Source organism: Paenibacillus sp. HGH0039, assembly GCF_000411255.1.
Taxonomy (GTDB): domain Bacteria; phylum Bacillota; class Bacilli; order Paenibacillales; family NBRC-103111; genus Paenibacillus_F.
Genome location: NZ_KE150413.1, coordinates 817479 through 841561, shown reverse-complemented (window position 1 = coordinate 841561; position 24083 = coordinate 817479). Strand labels below are relative to the sequence as shown.

Below are 24083 nucleotides of genomic sequence, written 5' to 3'. Positions count from 1 at the left end.
GTCGACCTAACAAAGCATCGGCTTCCATTGTTCTTGACCAAGAACGAAATGGAAGCCGATGCTATTTTTGTGCCGTTATTATTTTTTGGGTGTGCTGAGGCCGCCGACATACTGGTCGTAGGCTTCGTAAATCTTGGCCGCGATCGGTGACGCCCCGTAACGGCCGTAACCGCCTTCCGGCACGACAACGGCAATGGCCAGCTTAGGATTTTGAGCGGGCGCGAAAGAAATGAACACCGCGTTATCGACAGTTCCGCCAGAAACCTGCTGCGTCGAAGTACCGGTTTTGCGGGCTACCGGATATGGCAGTTTGTCGATGCCTTCCGCTCCGCTTTTCATCCCGTTAATGACCGTATCCCAGTAGGTTTTGGGAAGATCGACTTGATTCAGAATCTCCGGTTCGTAGCCTTTGACGACTTTGCCGTCGGAATCGAGAATTTCTTCCACGAACTGCGGTTTCACCCGCTTACCTCGGCTACCAAGAGTAGCAGCAAACTGGGTAAGTTGAAGTGTGGTATACTTGCCGTTCTGACCCCAGGATGCAAAAACCATCGCCGATTGATAACTGCTCGTTTTGGCGGCCGCATCGATTTCCGACATACCATCATACTCCCATGGGAGGCCGCTTCCTGTTGTTACTCCAAGTCCAAATTCAGCCAATTGTTTTTCCCAAGCTTCGCCCGATTTGCGCTGGTATTTGTTATAAAACGGAATTCCGATTTTTGCAGACATATATGTGTTAGATGAAACTTCTATCGCTCTTGTGGGGGAAATCATACCTGTATAATGATTATCCGAGTTACGCACCGTACTGTTATCCTTCCCGTAAACAAAAGGAGCGTTATCATTGTAATAACTTCCAGGGGTGATTAACCCTTCTTTTAAACCTATCAAAATACTGAGCGGCTTAATGGTCGATCCCAAATATAGAATTGAAGAAGGGTGACGCTTCTGCTGGTCATCCGGAAAGTTCGGCGGTGAGTTGCGAATAGTACCGTTGTTGACGAAGTATTTAACTTGCGGATAAATTTTCGGATCCATTCCACCCGTCCACAAATTCGTATCGTAGTCCGGCATGGAGGCCATAGCGACCACTTTGCCCGTATCGACTTCCATCGCTACCGCGTAACCGGAACGGGCGTACGGTGCGGCATACCTAGCATAAGCGGAAGGAGGGTTATGCAGCCATTTCAGCTGATCCATGATCGCCTGCTGAGCGGCGAGCTGCACGTTGGTATCGATCGTCAGCCGGAGATTCTTTCCTTTCTCCGGTTTTTCCAAAGTCCCGTTGCCGACAATTTTACCGGCCGCGTTGACCGGATAACTCTTCTTGCCCGGCATTCCGCGAAGTTCGTCCTGATACATCATTTCAAGCCCGTCAAAGCCAACCGTTTCTCGCAGCAAATAGCCTTGATCCTGCCTGCTCTTATAAAAATTAAGATTCGCGGTATCATCGTATTTTTTCAAGTAGCCTACGAGCTGGGCAGCTATTTTCCGCTGATCATACATGCGGATGCTTTCCTCGACAACCTCCACGCCGTGAAGCTCATCCCGGTGGGAGAGAAGGTAAGCAACCTCTTCCTTGTTTAAATTGGCTTTTATTCTTCTCGGCTCCGAATAAGGCGTTTTAGGTTTGATCTTCTGCTTGTTGATGTCAAAATCCAGATCCATCGCCTTCATGATATTTTCCATAGTCATCTTCGGCAGATTCTTGTCACCGAGATCACCCAGAATTTTCTCGAGTTTCTTGGCTGTCTCAATAATCGGATCTTGATTCTTGGTGCCGCCTTCGACACGGAAATACAGCGATTCCGTGGAATTGGAAGTGGCAATAGGCACGCCGTCTTTGCTCAGTATATTGCCGCGTATGGGGGGAATGGCGGTATCCGTATTCATCCCATTCGTTTTTGCTATCTGAAGTTCAGGGCCTTTAACGAATTGAAGGTAGGAAAGTTTAACGATAAGCACACAAAACAGGGCGAAAGTAGCGAAGAAAAAAATATTGATCCGAAGTGTAAAATGAATGCGTTTGTCCGCTTCTCTTTTGGCGGGGTCCTGCTCGGTATAAGGCGATTTCATAAGCCAGCCCTCTCTCACAATCTATACGTTCAAGTGTAGCAAAACCACCCTTTATTTACAATTGAACGGAGCCTCCAGACTGGTTACAAAAAGGTTAAGATTTAAGGAGAGGACCCCCGGACCTCGAGCCGGCATCCGCTGTTCTTTCTCTAATACAATGGACTTTCCGAAAAACAGGTCAGAGCGGCCTGTTTTTCGTTGTCTGTTTGCCGTATCACCGCTACCCGGCTTTTTGCCCGCTGTCCCGTTCCTTCGCCGCTTCCTCTTTCCGCTTCCGTGTTTTGAATCTCAGCAGCCGCAGCCATTCATAGACGCCGTCGGCCGTCTGGGCATCAGGCAGCTGCTCCCCGTACAAGCCCTGGAGGATGGGCTTCAGATAGCGGTCGCCCATCTCGGCGAACAGGCGCTCCGCCTCGGCCAGCTGCTCGGAAGGCACTTTGGCAAGCTCGCTCTCGATGCCCGCGAGTACATCGTAGCCATCTCGCTCCAGCTCTTCGAGCAAGGCAACCAGCTCTCGGGAAGTAAACGAGAGCTCGGTCCGGAGCTGCGCCAGACTCCCGCCGCTTGCCATCGCTTCCAGAAGTCTGCGCTTGCCCGACTGTCTCGCAGCCTCCTTCTGTACCCGGCGTTCCATCTGTCCGTTCATCCAGGCTTCAAACTGCGAACGGTCTGTCGCGGCCGCGACCCAATCCAGCGGAAAATCCGTCTGGCGCTGCTTGTCTCTCGTGATCCGCAGGACATCGCCTCCGTATTTGGAAGCCCGGTTTTGTCCGAAGCCTGGAATGTGAAGCAATTCTTCCAACGATTGCGGGCAAAAAGCGGCGATCATCTGCAGCATCCGGTTGGACGCCAGAATAAACGGCGAGCGGCCTTCTTTGAAAGATTGTTCGCGTCTCCACGCTCTCAGCTCTTCATAGAGGGTCTCATCGGCATGAACCTCACCGTAGTATTGAAGAAGCTGCGTCATCTCCGCTTTGGCGGACATACCCGCCTGCTCTTCCCCGATTCCCCGGAGCAGAGGCTTAAAACCTTCCGCCAGCTTTAGTTGAAGCCCTTTCTTAATGGCACTGACAAGTTCCTCCCAAGAAATGCCTTCATACCAGATATCCTGGATCGGCTTGCCGTTGTCGTTCACTTCATTCCACATGGCCTGCCAGACTCCCGTCTTTTCCCCCGCAAAAAATTGAGCCTGCTTAACCTTCCCTTCTTCCACTTGTTTCTCCAAAGTCGTTAAATAAATGACGTTCATACCTTTCCTCCTCTATTTTGATTGTGAATAAGGCCCGGAAGCGCAAAAAGCACCTCTCCTTATGCGTAATAAAACGCAAGTGGAGAGGTGCTTCCTCTGTGCACTGAGCTATATCCCATATCCTACCATAGATGAACTGATTTTACAAGAATCTCTCTTTCAACGAACAGTCTTGCTATCCGATCGGCTTTCTTTGGAAAAGGAAAGTAAAATCCCGGTCTTATCGTCCGAACGTTTAAAACGCTGCACGCTGCGGCATTCCGGATCGTCCTCCTCAAATGCCTCCAGCCCGTCCACATAAGCTTCCAGCCCGGCCCTGATTACCGCACGGACCCACTCCTCCGCGCTGCGCCGATGCTCATCCCGCCACGGATAAATCCCGTCCGTGACGAGCAGCAGATGCGCCAGCCCCGAGCGGGCGATATTCCCGCTCTCCAGGTGCCGGGCCAGCGCGTCATCGCCGTTGATGACGCTGTAGCCGCCGGGGCGGTTGGCGCGCCTGCGGTTCGCCCGCAGCGCTTCCGTCACTTCCGGCGGCTGGACCCTGCGCTCCCACTCGCCGGGATATTCCCGGCGCCAGAGCGCCAGTGCGCGTTCGTCGTGGGGCTCCACGGAGTCCCGCGTCACCGCGCGCACCACGCCGTCTTCGTAGACGGCGTAAACCATGCAGTTGCCTGATTGCACCCAGGCGACGCGGTCCTCGTCCACGCGCACAACGGCGTGGACGGCGCCCCACCGGCTGCCGGTGTCTTCGGAGCGCCCCTGCAGGCGCTCCATTTCCCCGTGCAGCCGTGCGTTGGCCTCGAGCGTGGTGCGCTCGAGATCGGCCCCGCCGGCGTCCGCAAAGCAGGACGCCACGAGCGCGGACGCGATACGGCCGGCGGTCCGGCCCAGCGCGTCCCGATACGGCGTCAGGCCCGAGACGCCGTCGATCACGCCGAACAAGCCTTCTTCGGGCGCCAGAAGCAGCGCATCCTCGTTGCACACGCCTTGTCCCTGCCGGATAACACTCTCCACTTTGAATAAATGCGGCGACATACTGTTCCCTCTTTTCCAAACAACAAACTTTAGGATCGGTCCAATCCTCGAAGCCTGGACCTTTGTCGGGGTCTCGCCTCGTACCGGAGTCCGTTACGCCAAACCGTTGTCCGGTATAGAATTGGTTTATAAACAAGATCGCTTTAGTGACTCATCCCCTTACACAAAAAAAGGAGGCAGCCCGCCATGACCAAAGCCGCACAAGACCGCCGCGTTCAGAAAAGCGTACGTATCGTTCTTTCCATCCTTCTTCTGGGCTCCAAATCCGCCCATTTTCCCGAGAAACGATAGAGATACACCTGAGTTTTAGTTTTAAAACACTCTGCCATTCATATCTAACAACGAAACTTCCCGGTACGGGTATATAGTGCGCCCCCGCCGTCCGATTTTGCGGCCAGCTCGAATCTGTCCCGCTTGTTCCATTCCGCTTTTCGAAAATATACCGCTCGCCCTTATCATACCGCAAACGCTTGAACCCGGCAAAATTCTTTCCTTCAGACAACATTGAAAAACGAAATTATCTTTTTTCCCGTTTTCGTAACCCCTCTTGGACGCCGCGCCCCACTTCCGATATAATCGGGAGTATTAACCGGTAAATGGAGTGAACGTGATGTCCGAATTAGATTTTTTATATGACCATACCGAAGATACCTCAACCCGCTTTGTCTGCTTTGTTGGCTCGTCCCTGCACCGCTTCGATCTGGCGGTCACGAATACGAACCGTTTTTACGGCAAAAAAATGATCACCGACCTGCAATCCGGCAAAACCGCCATCATCGGTCCGGACGATTTGAATGAAGAAGGCTATCTCGAACACGTATATAAAATCTCCGAGGAAGAGGCCGAAGAGCTTCGCTCTTTCCTTTTCCAGATCGTGGGCACTGTCAATTTCACGGATATTTGAAGCCTCCGGGGGAGAAAATGGGAAAAGACCACCGGCAGCGCTTAATCAGGCCGCCTGATCAGGAGGATTTCCCATGGGTGATGAATTTTTAAAAGAAGAAAGCCGGGGCGCCGATCTGTCTACCGTCGAGTCCCAGCGAAACGATACGATCCCCGAAGAATTTCCGGAGGGTCCGTACGGCTCGTCCGTTCTAAGCGAATCGCTCGGCAAAAGCACTCCGTGGCGGGATGACCAGCGTCCAACGAACCGGTTCCGCTACGAAAACCGTGAGCTTCATTACGATATCGAGCGGGATTATCCCGGCGACGATCAGTCGGAAGAAACGCCCGGACCTTAAGACGCTCGCACCTTACGAGCTCCCAGCGCGCGGTGCGGCTTGGCATGACGGTTGTCAATCGCGCTCCGATCAAAGCAAAAATCCCCGCACCGGGCCTCCAAGGCTTCCGGTTGCGGGGATTGTTTTTTTCGAGCGAATCATCTTAAATAATCAGGCTGCTCATGGAAAACGCGACGCCGACATAGATCGCGAACAGCATGATGCCTACCGCCACATTGCCGTCCTTAAGCTGCTCGGACAGTTTAATCCCTGGCGTCAGCAAGTCGAAAACGAAGTAGGTGAGAAGCAGGCAGACGTAACCGATCGCAAACCACATGGCCATATGAAAGATCGAGGAGTTCGTGTAAGCCGCAACGCCCAGAATAATGGCCGTTCCGAAAAATTTCCCGCCCAGGGCCAAGGCCACCGCCTTATTGCCTTTGCGGAGTTCCTCCATGTCGTTAAACGGCGTAATCCAGTTAAAAATGACCATGCCGATAATCTGTAAAGCCACGATAACGATAAAGCTGACTAAAATATTCAAGGCGATCATTCCGCCCACCCCCTGAACTTGGACATGGCTAAATCATAATTCGAGAAATCGTGCACTTCTTCGAGGACGATTTTCACGCGTTTCTTGTCTTTAATCGCCGTATAGCGCTCATCGGAAATCGGCTGTTTCACCTTATGTCCCGATGGCATGGAAACGACGGCGAAGTCCCGGTGTTTATCCCCGTACTGCGTCTTGTAGACGCCGATGAGATCGACCTCGGTCTGAATTTCCGTTTTGAGCTGGCTCATGTCGGCCTTTGCTTCGCTTTCGGTTTTAAATGTTTTCAGAGGGGTCCATCCCGAAAGCTTGACATCGTTCTTCCCGTCGGCTCCGGTTTTCATTTCGGCGGTCATAAAGCTCATGACCCAAACCGAGTCTCCCGTAGCGAAATTACCGTCGTTCGGAAGCATGTCGTTGTTCGGCAGCAGCGTCATGTCGCCCCCGATCAGATCTCCTACTTTGGCCTGCTCGACTTTATAATCCCACGGAACTACGCTCGATTCGGTTGTAGCCCCGCCGGATGCGGTGGCACCGCCCGCGCTTTTCTTGTCGGAGCATGCGCCGATTAATCCGAAAACGAGGAGAAGGACAAGCGCCGAGAAAATCCCGATCGCGAGACGGCTCCGTTTTTTTCCCGTCCCGTATCTCCTGTTCATCGCAGGTCTGCTCATTTCTGTTCAACTCCTATCGCCACAAAATGACTCGCATTGCCGGTAATCAAACCTCCGGCACGGCCCAGCAGGCCGCACGGCTGTCCGTTGATGACAAACATTCCGGTAAGCAGCCGGTATTCTCCACGGGTGAGTGAGATTTGAGGCAAATCCGCCCGGGCCTGATACACGTTCGTGAAAAGAGTGCTTGTATCGAAGCCGTCCTCATCCTGGATATCGATTTCGCCCGAAGCGCCGTACATCCGCACGGAGCCTCCTTCACGGCCGAACATCGACTTGGACACGTAACTGCTTTCCAAAACCGGCTGATTGTAAGTCGGCAGCATATAACGCTCAATGGTCCGGTGCTCTTCCGGCGTAAACAGAGGGGCCATCATCTCATGCAGGCCCCAAATGACGGCCTGCAGCCCCTTGGATTGCAAAATTATCGCGTGTAGAGGATTAAACAGCCGTAAATGGCCGTTCTCAATGGAGTACGCGAGAGCTTCCCCTCCGTCGTCCACACCCATCCACTCTTTCGGATAGAGGGCGAACATGCTCCGGATTTCCCGGTTCTCCCCGTCTTTGAGAATGCCTTCGTCCACCCACAGTTCCAGACAATCCACCGGACGAACTTCAAGTCCGCTGTGACGGATCAGCATATCTATGGTGCCCGAATCTTCCAGATGTTTGCCGTAATCTATGCATGCGGCAGCCTCCGGCATCTCTTCCGACCAGGCGTGGCGGACGAGATCCGGCATTGCCGTATTGGGGCTGTGACCACCGTACCGGCTGCACATCCACGGAGTGACAACGGATGCCTCCACGTAACCGGTCGGGGTATCGGCATTCAGCTCCAGAAGCTTGATATCCCCTTCCTGGGATATGCTGAAATCAAAGCGCGCATAGCGGCTGAGAAGTCCTTTCGGTCCAGGTTCCAGTCCATCCAGGCCGTCCCAAAGCACCTCCGGGATGCTCAGCATATCGTACAAATCCCGCCGGCCGATAACAAACCGGGCCCCTTTATCGAAAATGTCCCACAAGAGCCTCGACGCTTGGTTCAGCTCCTCGTAAACATCGCGGTCCATAAGCACAAGCTGGTCGATCCAGTATTGCTCCTGTTCCAGATCGGCCCATGTAAAACCCATCCGGCCCAGCTCGGCTACATAAGCCTTGCGGTCCTTATGCGGCTGCCCGAGTACCCTGAATGTACGGCTGCCCATCAGCTTCCGCTGGAAGAGCTGCCCGACGAGCTGAATCCGCCCGACTTGCCGCCGATGCTGCCGGACGACGAGGACGAGGATTTGCTCGATGAACCGGAGGATACGGAGCCGGAAGAGCTAGAAGATCCCGATTTCGTGCTTGTAGAGCCGCTGCCGGAAGATCCCGTGCTCGACGAGCTTTTGGTCGAAGAAGATCCTGTAGTGGACGAGCTCTTGCTTGAGTTGTTCCGGGAATTGATCGTCGATTTGCTGTTAAAAGCACCTGTTGTATTCGAAGTCTTCGGCTTAACCGTCGAATTCGCCGTTTGTTTGTTCTGAAACTTCGTCGAATCGTACGTCGGCACCGAGTATGGCTTCTTCGTGCGGTAATCGTAAGACGGACGTGAGCTGGACCAGCCGCTCGACGAGTAAGAGCCGCCGCTGTTAAAGATCAGATGATACAGCATCAGGTCGGTCCAGTCCAGGCCGTGGTTGTACACGACCGGAGCGGCTGTGCCGACTCCCGCCCCCGTTCCGCCCGTACCTACGCCCGCGGAAGGGGTAGGAGTCGGGGTCGCTCCCGGTTTATCCAGCTGCTCCGGGAGCGGAATGCTCCAGTCCGCGCTCGGATCGAAATAGGTTTTGACATCCTCGTTGGACCATTCGATGATTTGCGGCTCGGCCGCTTTGCTCTCGGCGTAAACCGCCGGAACCAGCAGCAGGTTGGCCGCCAGCACGACGCCGAGCGACGTGTTCAGCACGCGAAGCGGCTTCGGGGTGCGCGTTCTGCGGGAGGCACGAGCTTCCGCCGCTTTAGCCTCCTCAGCCGCACGTGCGGCAAGCACCGCTTCGGGAGAGTCCGGTTCGGGCGCTCCGGCCGTATCCGCTGCAACCGCTTCCGCTGCGCATTCCCCCGCCACCGCTTCAAGAGTTTCAGCCGCTTCCGTATCGTTAAGCCCACCTGCGTTGTTGTTCAGATTGTCGTTCATTGCAAGTCCCTCCAATTCTGACTTCTTACTCGATTGCTTTATTAATGGGCAGTACCAGTACTTCCAGCTTCTGATTTTCTACGTCGAGCCTTCCTTCGATCATTTCATACTCTTTTCCGCCCACTAACAGAAAATTGGCATGTTCCATCATTGCCAGCATCGTCGTATTCCATGTGCGTTCGTCAATCGTCTTCAATTCGCCGTTTTCCAATTTTTCGATGATCAGTACGTTAGCTTCCATCGTTTTCATCCTTTCAAAATGCGGTTAGGAAATTATCATGCTATTTCTAACGTTTGAACGGCAATTTTGTTTCATTTTTTTCCGAAATGCTGTAAACAGTTCATTCCCTAACATACCAAAAACATGAAATGGTGGGAACCCTTTTGTGACATTTTAATGAGAAGAAAGGCGTAATTAACAATCAAAAAGCGATCCGCCGGCCGGAGCCGAACGAATCGCCTTTGAATTCCATAAGGGCCGGCAAGCCGGACTGCGTCCTATACCGGTCCGTATTAAATGTTATCCGATAAAAAAGGGCGTATCGGTCGGACCAAGAACCTGCCGGACTGCAGGCTCTATAGCGTTACACTTTCCCTTTCATTTCCCCTACAAAAAAGCCGGCTGGCCGACCAGCTTGGCCAATCCCTTGAACTCCAGTTCCTCGAACTTCGTGAGCACCCGCTCGTGATCGATGGCCCAGCAGCACTCCTCCAGCGCGCAGGCGACCGGAACCTTGAGGAAAATCGTCGCCAGCTCCCTGGATAAATGAAGCATATCGAGCTGCGCCTCGATCTTCGCCCGCACGCCTTTCGGAAGCTCGGACAGATTCTCGAGAATCCCTTCGATGGTGCCGTACTGCTGAATAAGCTTCAGCGCCGTTTTCTCTCCGATGCCTTTTACGCCCGGATAGTTGTCGCTGGTGTCGCCCATCAGCCCTTTCAGATCAATGATCTGGGCCGCTGACAGATTCCGCTCCTCCAGCAGCAGGTCCGGCGTGTAAACGGCGTAGTTGCCGTGGCCTTTTTTCATAATAACGACGCTTACGCTGTCGTCCACGAGCTGAAGCAGATCATGGTCCCCGGTCAGGATGAACACATCCGCCGAATCTTTGTACGCATGTGCCAGCGTTCCGATGCAGTCGTCCGCTTCATAGCCGCTCATCCCCACATTCGGCACTCCGAAGCTGTCCACCACTTCTTTGACGAGGTCAAATTGGGGAATCAGGTCTTCGGGCGCTGCGGCCCGGTTAGCCTTGTAATCCGTGAACTGCTCGGAACGGAACGTTTTGGCGCCCATGTCCCAGCATACGATGACGTGCGTCGGCGAAAAGGTCTGGACGGCGTCCCAGAAATACCGCACGAAGCCGTACACGGCATTCGTCGGCACTCCCGCGCTCGTCCGTTTAATATATCCGGTCACAGCCGATGCGTAGTAAGCCCGGAACAGCAGGGCCATTCCGTCTACCAGCAGGACTGAAGGTCTGGTCTGTGTCACAAATATCTCTCCCATCATGGGCCGAACCCTGATTCTTCCCCTCTATTATATCACACGGGGGCAAGCCTTCCTTTACAAGAAACGGATGATAGGGTGAACAATTGTTTCCATGTCTTCAGAAAAAGCTCCAGCCCGGCAGCCAGCGCAGCCATCCGGTGTACGAATCATCCACGACAAGACCCGAAAGCAGCGGATAAAAGACGGCGAACAGCACGGCTGCGCCGGCCATATACACGTAAATCCACCGTTTCAGCTTCGGCCTGGTCTCAATAAGATGCCGGAGGAAGAAGGTAATCATCAGAATCATAAACGGAACCATAGCGAAATAATGGTAAATAAATGTCAGCCTCGGCACAAGCATCCAGGGCAGATACTGGGATGCGTACGCAATCAGCAAGAACCGCAGCGGCTTATTTTTCGTTTTAACGGCGGCCCACAGGGCAAGCAGGACGCAGATAAGCCCAGGCCACCAGACGAGCGGATTCCCGAAGGATACGATGCTCGACATGCTGCCCGGCGGAACGAACTCGCCTTTGTAGTACCAGATCGGCCTGAGCATCAGGGGCCATTCCCACCAGCTTGAAGAGAACGGATGGGTCGCGACCAACCCGCTGTGATAACTGTACATATGCTGCTGGTACGTGACCACATCGGCAAGTCCGTGACCGGGACCCGGCACCAGCATAAACGGAATATAGGACGCCGCATAAATGGCGGCCGGAATAAGTACATAGAAGACCACGCAGAAAAGCAGAGTGTACACCGTATTCCGCGGGAATTTACGAACGATATGCCGCCACCGTTCCCGGTCCTCGTCGCTGCTCTCCGCGGTATGGAACCGCTCGAATACGCCCGGAATGCGCGGCTGTCCGGTTTCACCGGAAACGGCGGATACGCCCGACGCATCGGCTGCTCCCGCCGGTCCTCTCCCGCTCCAAACCGTATCCGGCCCCTCCGCCGTGGATGCCTCACGGCTCCACTCGGCAAGACTGCGGCGCGCCTGCCTGTACTCGCCGAACCGCTCCCAGAGCGACAGGGCGAGCAGTACGGCAAGACCGGCCCCGCCGTAGATCACAATCCACTTGGAGGCGGCGCCGATGCCAAACGTGACGCCCGCAAGTCCGAGCGGAAGCAGCGTTTTGCGAAGCGGTACGTCATAGAAGCTCAGCGTCGTATAGCGGTACATGAAGGCAAACATCAGCATGATAAAAAATACGCCGTACACGTCGATGGTCGAAATCCGCGTTTGGGCAAAGTGCATAAAATCGACGGCGAACAGGAACGTCGCCATCGCCGCATACTCCGTCCGGCCGAATAAGCGCTTCGCCATCACATACATGAGCGGCAGCATCGCGACGCCGAACAGCGTGCCGACAATGCGCCAGCCGAACGGGTTCATTCCGAACAGGGCGATACCCGCCGAGATCAGAATTTTGCCCAGAGGCGGATGCGTGCTCTCGTAAGGCTCGATCCGGTGCAGATGCTCGTAAGCCGTCCGGGCGTGATAGATCTCGTCGAAATAAGTGCCGTCTTTATAACCGGGAGCGGGCGGTACAATCGCCTGCTCATCGAATACTTTCCGGTGTTCCCCGGAATTTTGCGTATCGTCTCCCGGCAGAACGCTGACCGGCAGAGGCGTGTCGGACGTTCCGTCGAAGAAGGCCGCCTCATGCAGGGCGAATCCGGTAGCGAGCGGCGTGATCTTCACATACCGGGCATCCCGTTCCGTCTTCACGACATTCCAGGTAAATACCTTGGTATAATCCGATTTCACGTCGATCGGCTCATTCCAAGTGACGCCGTCCAAGGAGAATTCAAACCGGAATTCACCTTCTCCGGCGCCGGCAAAATCTTGGATGCGCGTCAGATGCTTCGTCGCGCCGAGATCGGCGACGACGGCCTCCGTCTGACTCGCAGGCTTCCAGAACGTCTGGGGCGCGTCGAACGACCCCAGGTTGACCAGCGCGATCACCGCGTAGACCACGGTGATTCCGCCCATCAGCCAGCCGTCCTTCTTCGTCAGAAGCGGCTGTCTGGCGGCCACGGCTCCGTCCCGGTCCCACACGACGGAACCACGGTTCATTACGCCGCCGAAGAGGCCTTTCCCGGCGTCGGCGCTGCCTTGGGGCCGGGCGTCCGTTCCGGCGGATTTCTGCGCCCATGTGCGCGCAGCCTGCCACGCCATCACGAATAGAATCACGTTCAGCAGGGACACCAGGAGGAGAACCGGATCGTGTTTGGGGATGTGGAATACCCCCTTCGCGCTTTTCCAGAGCACATAGCCCACATTCGCGAAATGCGTCACGGAAAAACCGGCGAACAGCACAAGCAGCCTGCGGTCCTTCGACCGCAAATATGCGGCCAGCAGCAGGAGCAGCCCGTAGAATAAATACCGTTCGTGCATTTTGGTCATCAGCATAAACGCGCTTGCGGCGAACAGGAACCCCGCGTACAAGCCCGCGCCCTTCCTGCCCATGTTTTTGGCAAAGAAAACCAGAACGAACAGGAGCGACAGCGCAAACAACAGCGTGCCCCAAGCCCCGTAGGTCAAAGAGAAGAGGCGGCCGTCAACAGACTCGAAATTGCCGCCGAGCAGCGCCAGCAGGTTGAAGGCATTCAGCGAAGCGTACGGATAGGAAGCCAGCGTGCCGAAATACAGCTTGGGCAGCCAAAGCGGCTCCATCTTCCAGGCGAAAGGCAGGGCCGGCAGCAGAAAGGCAGCCGCTCCGGCGGCTGCGCTGACCGCAAGCTCCCGCCCGAATCCTTTCTGCCTGACCCGCCAGAGCAGAGCCAGCAGGAAGAACGGACCGAACAGCAGGCCCTGAGGTTTAAGCAGAACCGCCAGTCCCAGATAAACGGCCGCTGCCGGGAACTTTTTGTCCTCCACGCGCAGCAGGGACAGAAGAACGAAAAGCATAAACAGCGAATCCACCTGGCCCCAGGCCGCCGAATTGATCCATACGGCCGGATTCAGCATATACAGCGAAGCCAGCACGGCGGCCTGCCGTACATTTACGGAACGCAGAGCCAGCCGATACAGAAGAACCGAAGCCAGCAGATCCGCCAGCATTGGAGGTGTTTTCAGCAGGACCAGAGACAGACCCGTTCCCCATTCGATCCCGAACAGATGATGGGCGGCGCCGATAAGGTACAGGATATACATATACCCCGGCGGGTAATCCAGAAAATAGCCCGGATCGGTATAAAGATTGCCGAACCCGACCGTAAACGCCCGATCCGCCCACGCCATAAACGTGCGCACATCGGCTTCGTAGCCAAAAACATTCGGAGCCACGAGAAAGCGGATGAGAACGGCTGCCGCCAGCGCCAAAGCGAACATAGCGTGCCGAACATTCGCCTCCTTAGGCATCGTTTCCCCGATTTGCATGCGTTCACTCCTTTACAGCTTTGTAAAATCCAGCGTATTTCTTCCTATTATGGAGGAACGGTCCCTTGGTTGGCAAACACATTTACCTTCGGCGCCTCCGCGCCCCCTGACGACGCCGCACCTCCTGTACCGGCCTCCATCCGCAAGCATACAAAAAAACCGGATCTTGGAACATCGCCCCGTTCGGGCAGACGTCTTCCAATCCGGTTGTTCGTTTGTTCGACTAAGCCAGCGAAGCCGATTTTAATCCATCCGGCTCGATGCCTTCCAGGAAAAAGCTCACGAGCTTGCCGTGCTTGCGCAGAGATTTTTCATGAATGAGATTTAATTTGCCGTTATCGAGCGAGCCGAAAATATAGATCAGCTCCTCATTGCCGTGCGTCCAGTCGAAGCCTTCGAGAATCCGCAGGCACGACGTCCAGTCCGGGTTGTACACTCCGTCACGGAACAGAAACTGGTTGGCATACAGCGCAATGCTTTCCTGCATAACCCGGTTGGCGGAAGTGACCTGGACAAGCCCGGGCTGCTCCGGCATCATCGGCAGAATCGTGTTATAGAACTGGTGCAAAATTTCCACGTACGTGGCCGTTTCCTTGCGGATTTTGCGCTGCAGCTCGTAAGACGACTGCATTTTGCCCGAAAAGAGCATGACCGCCGTCGAATACATCCACGACAGACACGTGAAATTCCGGTTGAAAGCCGTCAAATTGCTGCGCTTCTCCACGCCGGCCTCTTTCAGCAGCATGTTATGGTCGACAACCTGCTGGATCACGAGATTAAGCGGATCGACGGAGTCGAACGAATGCCCGAGCTCTTTGCTCACCAGCTGCACCTTCGAGTTGATGTCCCCGAAAAGCTGCTGCTCTTCCACCTCGTTAAGCCCGATGTAAATTTGTACGGCCAGCTCGCTTTCCATCAGCCCCAGCCGCCGGGCTTCCATCTGCTCCAACAGACCGCTTACCTGAGCGATTTCGTCGGCCAATTCCCGGTTGTCCGTTTCTTTGCGGTGCCGAACTCGCAGTGAAGCCAGCTTGCGCTCGGTGCGCTTCACTTCCTTCTGCATCTGTTCATTGACAAACCCCAGAGCCAGAATCCGGTGCTGCCCGTCGATAATACTGAGCTTGGACCCGTGACGCAGGTACAGCTCCTCGCTCGTGCGGGTAAGCTGGCTCACATCGCGAAGCGACAGCGTTACCGGGCCGAAAAAGACCTGATCTAGCTCGCGCTCCTGGAGATAATTCGAGATTTTACGGCGCTGCATCTTGCTCAGCTTGCGCTGTACAATCGCATCAATCATCGTATAGTTGAGCAGATCCTGCACTTTAAGGGCCACAGTCGCGAGACCGAAGCGCTCGCAGAACGGGTGAATCGTCATTCGCAGGCATAATCCATCCATCAGCCGACATCCTCCTTATCGCTGATCAGGAACAGATGCTGCTCCTGGTAGAACGAGCGGATATATTGATAAGCCTTCATAATCCGCGAACGGCGCGGAAGCCGGTCCTTCTCGTCTCCGCTGAAAATCGCGTTCCAGTCGATGTGAGGCAGGATCTTCGTCGCGTATTCCAGCGCGTAGCGGTTGAACTTCGCGCTTTTGGTCGCTTCCTCGTGAAAGAAGAGCGCAAGCGCGATTTGAATGTTCTCCGACCAGGCGGGCTCGCCCTTTACGGGCTCCGGCAAATATTTCAGCAGCTGCTGGAAGTAGAAGGAACTGATCGACAGATGATCCGTTACCTCCTCTTCCTCATAATGGTAGCCGTTATTGCGGGCGCCGGACTTCATCCGCCCTTCGAACAGAGCCACCAGAATTTCGATCAGAAGGTGATACGTGAACAGGAATTCCGGCGCTTTTCCCCGCTCGGAAAACATATCGACCGGGATGTGCTGCATCACCGGAGCCTTCTCTACGAGCTGCGAGGCGGTCACGTGATAGAAGCGGCGCTGGTCCCGGAGAACGGCCAGATTTCCGCCGATTTTGCGCGGAAGCTTGTTAATGTCCGAGAACAGCTGGCGTTCCTGGCGCGCGTCGATGTCCAGATAGATCATCGTCGAGACCGGGAATGCGTACAGACGGCTCAGTTTTTCCGTGATTACTTCCATCCGGTCGTATTCCCTGCGGTCTTTGGCGCGCGCCATCTGGCTTTGAAGCGTTTCCATCAAACGCTGGAAGGCCGCCAGCCTATGCTGCCCGTCGACGACATACAACTTTTCAATCGGCTGCAGTTGAAACACGCGCTGCTCAGAATCGTAGCTTCCGGCCCCTCTTGCGGAGAAAATAACACCCGGGAAATAAATCGGCTGATGATTATCCAGATAAAGCGAAACATAATCCATCAGTTTGCTGAGATTGCGCGGAATGATAGCACGCTGAACTTCCAGATCCACCTCGTAAATAGAAAAAAGCTTGCTAATAGGCAAAGTTGTCGAAAGCGTCGCTTGTCCAAAAGTTTGGCCGAGCACACCCGGAATTTCCACAAGGGAAGAAGGCTTCTGTTGGGACAGCAGCTCGGACAGCGAAAAGATAGAATCCATAATTAACTCCTTTCAACCCTGTTTCGTAGAGGAACCTCTATGTACATTACTCATTCTTGGCATATTTTCCTTCTTTAAAACGGGTTGTTTGGAAAATTTATGTATTTCTCTCTCTTTCGCTAACCGACTGCCATATTTCGCCGATTCTAGACACGGCTTCCCGAAGACGTTCTTCCGGCTGGACAAGCGCTATGCGGACATAGCCTTCACCCTCCGCCCCGAAAGCGTCTCCGGGAATCATCGCTACTCCCGCACGCTCCAATATTTCCCGAGAAATATGTCGGGAAGTCCATCCTTTCGGAATCCTCGCCCAGACGAACATCGTCGCTTTAGGCCGGGAGACATGCCAGCCGATGCTGCGCAGGCCGTCCACGAGCGCATCCCGTCTCCGTTCGTATACCGCTGAAATGGAGGACGGAAACGACGTCTCCTCCTCCAGTGCAACGACGGCAGCCTGCTGGACAGGCAGGAAGACGCCGTAGTCGATGTTGGACTTCAACCTGCGCAGAGCGTCCACCGCTTCCGCATTACCGGCCAGAAAGGCGATCCGGCAGCCGGCCATATTGAAACTTTTGGACAAGGAATGAAATTCCACCGCTCTCTTCTTCGCACCTTCCAGCTCAAGAATGCTCATCGGTTTGTAGCCGCCATACGCAAGCTCCGAATATGCCAGGTCGTGCACGATCAAGAGATCGTAACGCTCCGCAAAGGCGAGCGCTTTCTCGTAAAAGGCCCGGTCCGCCGCCTCGGGGATCGGATTGCCGGGATAGCTCAGCAGCAGGAAGGAAGCCTTCTCCGCCGTTTCCGGAGGGATGCTCTCCAACTGCGGAAGAAACCCGTTCGATTCCCTTAAAGGCATCAGAACGGGTTGAACGCCGGCCAGAACGAGGCTGGCCGCATAAATGGGATAGCCGGGGTCGGGCACGAGCGCCGTATCGCCGGGATTGCACAGAGCCATCGCCAGGTGGGCCAATCCGTCCTGCGATCCCATCAGGGCCAGCACCTCGCGCTGCGGGTCGAGCGTGACCCCGAACCGCCGGTTCATCCAGCCCGCGGCCGCCCTGCGGAATTCGGGTGTTCCCTCCGAGCCCGGATAGCCGTAGGCCTGCGGATTCTTCACGGCCTCCGCCAAGGCCTCGATGACACGCGAAGAAGGCGGAAGGTCGGGACTTCCGATTCCAAGGTCGATGACATCGACGCCGCGTTCCTCCGCCTCTCTTCTCCACTGGGCGACCTCGGCGAAAATCGCCGACCCCAGACTGCCTAATCTTGTCGAGCCGTATGCTTTCATCCGGAACGTTTCCCCCTTGAATCGTCTTGTTTAATAAGCGGCCGCGGGCAGTAGCCGGTGGACCCAGTTCATCATGGCCAGCAGATACACGGCGAGTGCGAAATAAGCCACACCGAACTTCCAGCGTGAAGCCGTGGGAACCTCGTAATAGGCATCGTTCTCGAACGGCTCCAGTTCGACATCGAAGTGCAGCACCAGATGCAGGCCGTCTTCACGCGTAACCCGTTCGATTTTAACCACTTGGACACGGTGAACCAATGCCTGCCGGGGCAGGGCGAATTTCGTTTCGAACTCGATCGCGTCCCAGGAGGTATGCACCATTTGCACACCTGCTTCATCTCCGCTCAGCTCGGAGTAGGTCGTAAAAGCAAGATCGCGCCGGTGATCTTCTCCCGGAATCATATACCCGTGCGCCAGCAAATGGTGGGCCGTCATGTCAAAACGCGGCTGAAAATGCATAAGCTGAGGCTTGTCGCGGAATTTGACGAATTTTTTGTATAAATCCCAGGCAAACAAAGCCCAGATGATCAGGAACAGGAAGCTTCGCAAATAAAGGATAACAGCCAGTCCACCGATCAGACCGACGAGCCACAGCCAGCGGGTCACAGCGGTCGAAATACGCCCCCCGTCCAGCGGATGGATTGGAAGAAGGTTGAGCAGGTTCAGAAAAAATCCGGTGTACGCGATCGAGATCAGCAGGTTGGAGTCGGTGTACACACCCAGGGCAAAAGCCGCCGTAGCTCCGATCGTTCCGAGCAGCGGTCCTCCGTAGGCGATGTAGGCTTCCGTAACGGCATCCCTGGGATTACGCTTCATGGTAATCAGCGCACCCAGAAACGGAATGAAAAGAGGCGCCGTGACCGGAAGCCCTTTTTGCTTGGCCGCGAGCACGTGACCGATTTCATGGATAAAAATCATCGCTACCAGCCCGATAGCGAACGGCAGCGGAGCAATGATCGCATAACTCGCGATCGTAATCGCGATCGAAATAATCGTCGCCCCGAATTTTCCGAACTTTCCGAATTTCAGCAGAAAAGCCCCGATGGCTCCAAGAACCCAGAGCGGATTTTTTTTAGATGATTTGGACGATTGCTTTTCCGGCAATTCAGTCACCCCTTTCCGGAAACGGACGGTCCCAGCGGGACCCCTCCGTTACCCCCATGCCTTCTCAAAGTCGGCTTCCTTGAAACCTACGGTAACCCTGCTGCCGTCCGTTACGATCGGCCGTTTGAGCAATTTGCCGTTGGATGCAAGCAGGGCCAGCTGCTCGTCCTCCGTCATGCTTCCGAGCTTGTCTTTCAGTCCCAGCTCCCTGTATACTTCTCCGCCGGTATTGAAAAACTTTTTGAGCTCCAGGCCGCTGTTGCGGACAAGTACGCGGATTTCCTCCGCGGTCGGCGGCTGCTCCATAATCGGAACGGTTACCGGATCAAGCCCTTTGGCGCGCAGCCATTTCAGGGCGCTGCGGCACGTGCTGCATTTGCTGTATTCATAAATCGTTACGGACATAAAATGACTTCCTTTCATGGGACAATGGTAGCTAACGGTCTGCGGTTCGCGTACCCGAAAAAAACCTCCGCTGCCGATGCGGCGGGGAGGCTGGTTTTAAAAAAATCTCGGCCTGCTTGCCGTATGCTTTATACGCAGGGCTGCCGAAAAAGTTCCACCGGGCGGCCATGCGCGCAGGCGGCTCGTGACTGGTGGTCGGCAAAGCCTGTGGCGATAAGCGGCGGAGCGCCTGCTTCCGTATGTCGTAACCGGCAGGCATAGTCCTGCCGGCGCGCGGCCGGGTGCAGGCGAGATTGAGACCCGCAGCAGCTTAAGCACGCACCAGGCAGCACAGCCCGCTGACGCGGAGACCCTACCGGCAGGCGTCGAGCACCGCCTGCATGTCCGCCGGCAGCGGGGCGGTGAACTCCACCCGCTCGCGCGTGCCCGGGTGGACGAAGCCCAGCCGGTACGCGTGCAGCGCCTGCCGGGCGAGCGCCGGGACCGCCTCGCCGTCTACTGCCGGGGACGGGACGGCGGAGGGCGCTCCCGGCACGCCGTCGGCACAGTCCGCTCCGGCGGCGAAGTCCGGGCCGTACATCTTGTCACCGAGGAGAGGGTGCCCGAGGTGCTTCATATGGACGCGGATTTGATGCGTCCGCCCGGTTTCCAGCATCAGCCGCACCAGAGTGATGCCGTCGTAGCGCCGCACCGTCTCGTAATGCGTGACGGCGCGGTAACCGGACGGCGTCACGATGCGGACGTGCGGCTGCTCCGGGTCGCGGTCGATCGGAGCGTCGATCGTACCCCGGTCCTCCACTACCGTGCCGTGCACAATGGCCAGGTACTCCTTCGTTATGCTGTGAGCGATCATCTGCTCCGAAATCTGCTGGTGCACATACGGATTTTTCGCAATCGCAAGCACGCCCGAGGTTTCCTGGTCCAGCCGGTGAACCGGCCGGAAGCGGACGTTTTCCCCCCGCTCTTTCCAGTGATGCACGGCGGCGTTGGCCACCGTGTTCAAATAATGCCCGTGCGTCGGATGCACGATCATCCCGGACTCTTTATTGACGATGAGCAGGTGCTCGTCCTCATACAAAATTTCAAGCGGGAGGTCTTGAGGCAAAATATCCTCCGACTCTTCCTCCTGCATCCGGATTTCGATCACATCTCCGCTGTTCACTTTGATGTTGATATATTCGCGCTTGCCGTTGACGGTGATCCCCTGTTCCGTCAGCTTGAGCCTGGAGAGCAGTTTCCGCGAGAGACCCATCCGGTTCTGCAAAATCGTTTTCAGATAGAAACCCTCCTCGTCGGGAGGAACCACATACGTTAAAGGACTGTAATAATTTATCATTTTTTCCGGCGGAACACCTCGCCGCTGCGGACGTACTCCACATCCGTCTGACCTTCCCTGAAGTTGGCCGTGCGGGCAATCGTGAAGAAGAGATCCGACAGGCGGTTCAGGTAACGGCGTACCTCCACGTTGATCTCCTGGGTGCGGGCCAGCGTCACGACGCGTCTTTCGGCACGGCGGCATACCGTCCGGCAGATGTGAAGCGCAGCGGAACTCCGGCTTCCCCCCGGCAGAATGAACCGTGTAATATCGGGCGTCTCGGCATCGTATTTATCGATCCACGTCTCCAGATTGTCCACCATCTCCGCCGTCACTTTAAAAGGCCGCAGCTCCTTTTTAAGCAGAGCCAAATCCGAGCCGCAGTCAAACAGCTCATGCTGGACCGTAAGCAGGTCTTCCAGCAGGTCGGCAAACTTCTCCGGGTCCATAAAACTCATCGCCTGCCCCAGATAACAGTTCAGCTCGTCTACCGTTCCGTACGCTTCCACCCGTTCGTCGTCTTTATCGACACGTCCGCCGATGACACCCGTTTTGCCGGCGTCCCCTGTTCTCGTATAAATTTTCACCTGTATTCCTCCCGCTAACGCCAAATATCTTACTTATATTCAGGGTAAAAAATCAACATCGCCCGTTCGCTTCATCAGCTCCGAAAGGCTCTTTTTCTTATCATAGCTTCCCCGGACAGGCAGTGCAAATGGATTCGGTCCGATATCGGCTCTCTCCGGAAACTGGTCCGGACGCTTTTATTCAGCGGTTAATCCCGCTATCTCGTATAAGAGATCCATGTCAATATGTTTGCGGACATGACCCGCGAGCCGGTCGAACGCTTCCTCCCGCTTTTCGCGAAAACGCAGTTCGGCGGAAAGAGGCTCCCAGCCTTTGCTTTGACGAGCTTCGTTCAGCCAGCATCTGCGGAAATCGTCATTATGAAGAATGCCGTGCAGATACGTTCCCCAGACCCGTCCTTCGAAAGCCGAAGCTCCCTCCGGATGCAAACCGTCCGCCGCACCGGCTTCATCCCCGGAACCCGCCAAGGAAGCGCGAAGGCGAAACGGCCGCTCCGACGTTTCGTCCGTCATCCTCGTCACGCCCATATGAATTTCATAGCCGTCGACCGGCAGATCCGGCATTTGGCGGAAAAGTCCGCAGCTGCCTTCGGCACGCACCGTTTTTTTCTCCGGCGTGAATTCAGTCGCCACCGGCAGAAGGCCGAGTCCTTCCCGGTCCCCCCTATAGTCGGATTCCGTTCCGAGCGGGTCCGAAAGTGCCTCGCCCAGCATCTGGTAGCCCCCGCATATCCCGGCAACCCTGCCTTCACCGGCCGCGTGACGGACGATTCTGTCGGCCAGGCCGCTTTCCCGCAGGAAAAGAAGGTCGCTCATCGTATTTTTGCTCCCCGGCACAAGGACGATATCCGGATTCCCCCATTCGGCGGCGCTGCCGACGTAACGCACGGATACATCCGGCTCTTCGTGCAGCGGATCGATATCCGTGAAGTTGGAAATCCGAGGCAGCCGGACGACCGCGATATCGAGCACATCGGGCCGCTGACCGTCCTGCTGTGCGGCCGGAGCCGGTTCCAGCCTTCTTTTGGAATCCAGCGAAGCGGAATCCTCGTCTTCAATCCCCAGCTTCGGATAGTAAGGGACGACGCCGAGTACGGGTTTTCCCGTCCGTTCCTCCAACCAGTCCAATCCCGGCTTCAACAGGCTGACGTCCCCCCGGAATTTATTGATGACAAATCCCTTTACCCGCTCCCGCTCATCCGGTTCCAGAAGCTCCAGCGTCCCGACGATCGACGCAAATACCCCGCCCCGGTCGATATCCGCCACGAGGATCACGGGAGCGTCGGCCCATTTCGCCATCCGCATGTTCACGATATCCCGGTCTTTCAGGTTGATCTCCGCCGGACTTCCGGCTCCTTCAAGCACAACGAGGTCAACCGTCCGACGCAGCCGTTCGAGCGCGTCACACACGACTTTCTCCGCCAGGGGCAGGTAAGATTCGCGGTAAGCTCTCGCGTCCATATCCTGATAAGGCTTGCCGTGAACAACGACCTGGGAACGCATATCCTGAGACGGCTTCAGCAGAATCGGGTTCATATCGGTCGTAGCCGGTATGCGGCACGCATCGGCCTGGACCCCCTGAGCCCGCCCGATCTCTTTGCCGTCCGGCGTCACGTAAGAGTTCAGCGACATGTTCTGCGACTTAAACGGCGCCACGCGGTGGCCGTCCTGCACGAAAATGCGGCACAGAGCCGCCGTCAAAATGCTTTTGCCGACATCCGAAGCCGTCCCCTGTACCATAAGGGTCCTGGCCCGCGTTCCGTCCGTCCCGCTCCCGTTGCCCTCCGGTTGATCCGCTTCACGGTCAAGGTGAGTCGGGACCGTGCCTGTGCGTCCTTCTGTATGAGTGGAATTCCTCATGTTCATCGGCCGCCCCTTTCAAAGGAAATTTCACCGGCTTGAGCCGCTTTCAACACGTCTGACAAAGCGGCAAGCATGCGCTCGTTATCGCCGCGGAGTTTGACCGCCGTACGGAAATAACGCGTGCCGAGCCCTTCGAAAAGCGAAGCGTCCCGGATGAGAACCCCGCGTCTGCCCATTTCTTCTTGAAGGATGCGGACATCGATTAGGCTGTGCTCCGGAAGCGCGCACAACAAATAGTTGGTGTCGCTCGGTGTCACCGAGAGCCCGAGACCCGCAAGTTTGTCGGCAAGCCAGGGACTCTCTTCCTGCAGCCAGCGGATAGTTTTCGCGTGAAAAGCCTCGTCCTCCAGGACGGCGCATCCGATAAGCTGGGCGAAATAATTTACGCTCCACGGTACCTGCAGACGGGACATCCGGGCGATCACATCCGGATGAGCGACAATGAAGCCGAGCCGGGCCCCCGGAATCGCGTAAAACTTCGTCATGGAGCGGATCACGGCTACATGCTTGGATTCGGCCGCAAGCCGCAGAAGCGTCACGTTTTTTTCGTCCGGTACGAAATCGAGGAACGCCTCGTCCAGAATGAGCGGATGTCCGCTGCCGGCCAAGTCGTTCAGCAGTTCCCGGGAAAGGAGTCTTCCCGTCGGATTGTTCGGATGTCCCAGAAACAGCAAATCCGAACGCTTCACGGCTTCCTCGGCATCCGCCCGCTGCAGCAGGAAATCGTGCTCCGCACGCAGCGGAATCCCGTGGATACGGCCTCCCGTTTTCAGCACCGCATCCTCGTATTCGCTGAAAGACGGACGCGCAAGCCCCGTCACCTCGGGCTGCAGAACACGCACGATAAGGTCGATCAATTCGGCGGCGCCGTTTCCCACCAGTACGGATTCTGCGGGAACTCCGTATTTGGCGGCAATTTTCCCTGTTAGCTCCCGGACAGCCGGGTCCGGATACCGGACAATATGTTTCCAGCCTGATCGCAGCACTCCCTCCACCGCATCAGGCGGACCGAACGGATTCATATTCGAGCTGAAATCCAGAAACTGCTCCCGGCCGCGCCCGAACTTTTCCTCCGCCGTCCACACATCCCCGCCGTGTCCGTATCGCTCCAGCATAGTGATCC

21 protein-coding genes are annotated in these 24083 nt (G+C 55.9%); 2 read left to right on the top strand and 19 right to left on the bottom strand.

The genetic code is table 11. From position 1 onward, the window contains the following. Nucleotides 1-78: 78 nt before the first annotated feature. The 3 genes from HMPREF1207_RS18125 to HMPREF1207_RS18115 all read right to left on the bottom strand — a co-directional run bounded on the left by HMPREF1207_RS18125 (nt 79) and on the right by HMPREF1207_RS18115 (nt 4366). Complete coding sequence (locus HMPREF1207_RS18125) at nt 79-2079, bottom strand: peptidoglycan D,D-transpeptidase FtsI family protein (RefSeq protein WP_009676153.1); 2001 nt, start codon at nt 2077-2079, stop codon at nt 79-81. A gap of 220 nt (nt 2080-2299) precedes the next feature. After that, nucleotides 2300-3328, bottom strand: a complete 1029-nt coding sequence (locus HMPREF1207_RS18120) for an HRDC domain-containing protein (RefSeq protein WP_009676058.1) — start codon at nt 3326-3328, stop codon at nt 2300-2302. Nucleotides 3329-3487: 159 nt separating this feature from the next. Further along, on the bottom strand, nt 3488-4366 hold the full coding sequence (locus HMPREF1207_RS18115; protein WP_009676069.1) for a protein phosphatase 2C domain-containing protein: 879 nt from the start codon (nt 4364-4366) through the stop codon (nt 3488-3490). 610 nt (nt 4367-4976) lie between these two features. Between HMPREF1207_RS18115 and HMPREF1207_RS18110 the strand changes: the two genes are divergently transcribed. Together HMPREF1207_RS18110 and HMPREF1207_RS18105 are read left to right on the top strand one after the other, a co-directional pair. Then, on the top strand, nt 4977-5270 hold the full coding sequence (locus HMPREF1207_RS18110; protein ID WP_009676133.1) for a DUF3055 domain-containing protein: 294 nt from the start codon (nt 4977-4979) through the stop codon (nt 5268-5270). Between the two features lie 73 nt (nt 5271-5343). After that, nucleotides 5344-5607, top strand: coding sequence for a hypothetical protein (locus HMPREF1207_RS18105; protein ID WP_009676221.1), 264 nt, complete (start codon nt 5344-5346; stop codon nt 5605-5607). A gap of 142 nt (nt 5608-5749) precedes the next feature. Here HMPREF1207_RS18105 and HMPREF1207_RS18100 read toward each other — a convergent pair whose 3' ends face one another. From HMPREF1207_RS18100 to cobD, 16 genes are all read right to left on the bottom strand, one after another. Beyond that, on the bottom strand, nt 5750-6139 hold the full coding sequence (locus HMPREF1207_RS18100; RefSeq protein WP_009676075.1) for a DUF350 domain-containing protein: 390 nt from the start codon (nt 6137-6139) through the stop codon (nt 5750-5752). After that, complete coding sequence (locus HMPREF1207_RS18095; protein WP_009676207.1) at nt 6136-6810, bottom strand: hypothetical protein; 675 nt, start codon at nt 6808-6810, stop codon at nt 6136-6138. The genes HMPREF1207_RS18100 and HMPREF1207_RS18095 overlap by 4 nt, the downstream gene beginning before the upstream one ends. Further along, nucleotides 6807-8012, bottom strand: a complete 1206-nt coding sequence (locus tag HMPREF1207_RS18090) for a glutathionylspermidine synthase family protein (protein WP_009676151.1) — start codon at nt 8010-8012, stop codon at nt 6807-6809. Before HMPREF1207_RS18090 ends, HMPREF1207_RS18095 begins: the two co-directional genes overlap by 4 nt. Continuing rightward, entirely contained in the window at nt 8012-8980 is a 969-nt protein-coding gene (locus HMPREF1207_RS18085; protein WP_009676054.1) for a hypothetical protein, read from the bottom strand. The genes HMPREF1207_RS18090 and HMPREF1207_RS18085 overlap by 1 nt, the downstream gene beginning before the upstream one ends. Nucleotides 8981-9005: 25 nt before the next feature. Then, nucleotides 9006-9221: a hypothetical protein gene (locus HMPREF1207_RS18080; RefSeq protein WP_009676090.1), complete on the bottom strand. Its 216-nt coding sequence runs from the start codon at nt 9219-9221 to the stop codon at nt 9006-9008. 366 nt (nt 9222-9587) lie between these two features. Next, complete coding sequence (locus HMPREF1207_RS18075) at nt 9588-10493, bottom strand: 5'-3' exonuclease (RefSeq protein WP_016423859.1); 906 nt, start codon at nt 10491-10493, stop codon at nt 9588-9590. A gap of 97 nt (nt 10494-10590) precedes the next feature. Next, nucleotides 10591-13863, bottom strand: coding sequence for a glycosyltransferase family 39 protein (locus HMPREF1207_RS18070; RefSeq protein ID WP_009676102.1), 3273 nt, complete (start codon nt 13861-13863; stop codon nt 10591-10593). Nucleotides 13864-14086: 223 nt separating this feature from the next. Further along, nucleotides 14087-15259 (bottom strand): DNA sulfur modification protein DndB, encoded by a 1173-nt coding sequence (locus HMPREF1207_RS18065; protein ID WP_009676214.1) that lies wholly within the window; start codon nt 15257-15259, stop codon nt 14087-14089. Then, entirely contained in the window at nt 15259-16395 is a 1137-nt protein-coding gene (locus HMPREF1207_RS18060) for a DNA sulfur modification protein DndB (RefSeq protein ID WP_009676067.1), read from the bottom strand. The genes HMPREF1207_RS18065 and HMPREF1207_RS18060 overlap by 1 nt, the downstream gene beginning before the upstream one ends. A gap of 97 nt (nt 16396-16492) precedes the next feature. After that, a complete protein-coding gene (locus HMPREF1207_RS18055; protein ID WP_009676184.1) occupies nt 16493-17686 on the bottom strand; it encodes an aminotransferase class I/II-fold pyridoxal phosphate-dependent enzyme in 1194 nt (397 codons plus the stop codon). A gap of 30 nt (nt 17687-17716) precedes the next feature. Continuing rightward, a complete protein-coding gene (locus HMPREF1207_RS18050) occupies nt 17717-18790 on the bottom strand; it encodes a site-2 protease family protein (protein WP_009676145.1) in 1074 nt (357 codons plus the stop codon). 48 nt (nt 18791-18838) lie between these two features. Continuing rightward, complete coding sequence (locus HMPREF1207_RS18045; protein ID WP_009676101.1) at nt 18839-19195, bottom strand: arsenate reductase family protein; 357 nt, start codon at nt 19193-19195, stop codon at nt 18839-18841. A gap of 352 nt (nt 19196-19547) precedes the next feature. Next, entirely contained in the window at nt 19548-20531 is a 984-nt protein-coding gene (locus HMPREF1207_RS18040; protein ID WP_009676173.1) for an RluA family pseudouridine synthase, read from the bottom strand. Continuing rightward, entirely contained in the window at nt 20528-21097 is a 570-nt protein-coding gene (locus tag HMPREF1207_RS18035) for a cob(I)yrinic acid a,c-diamide adenosyltransferase (protein WP_009676106.1), read from the bottom strand. Before HMPREF1207_RS18035 ends, HMPREF1207_RS18040 begins: the two co-directional genes overlap by 4 nt. Nucleotides 21098-21274: 177 nt before the next feature. Then, nucleotides 21275-22957 carry a cobyric acid synthase gene (locus HMPREF1207_RS18030; protein ID WP_016423857.1) on the bottom strand — a complete coding sequence of 561 codons (1683 nt, stop codon included), beginning with the start codon at nt 22955-22957 and terminating at the stop codon, nt 21275-21277. A gap of 2 nt (nt 22958-22959) precedes the next feature. Then, complete coding sequence (cobD, locus tag HMPREF1207_RS18025; RefSeq protein WP_009676099.1) at nt 22960-24075, bottom strand: threonine-phosphate decarboxylase CobD; 1116 nt, start codon at nt 24073-24075, stop codon at nt 22960-22962. Nucleotides 24076-24083: the final 8 nt, after the last annotated feature.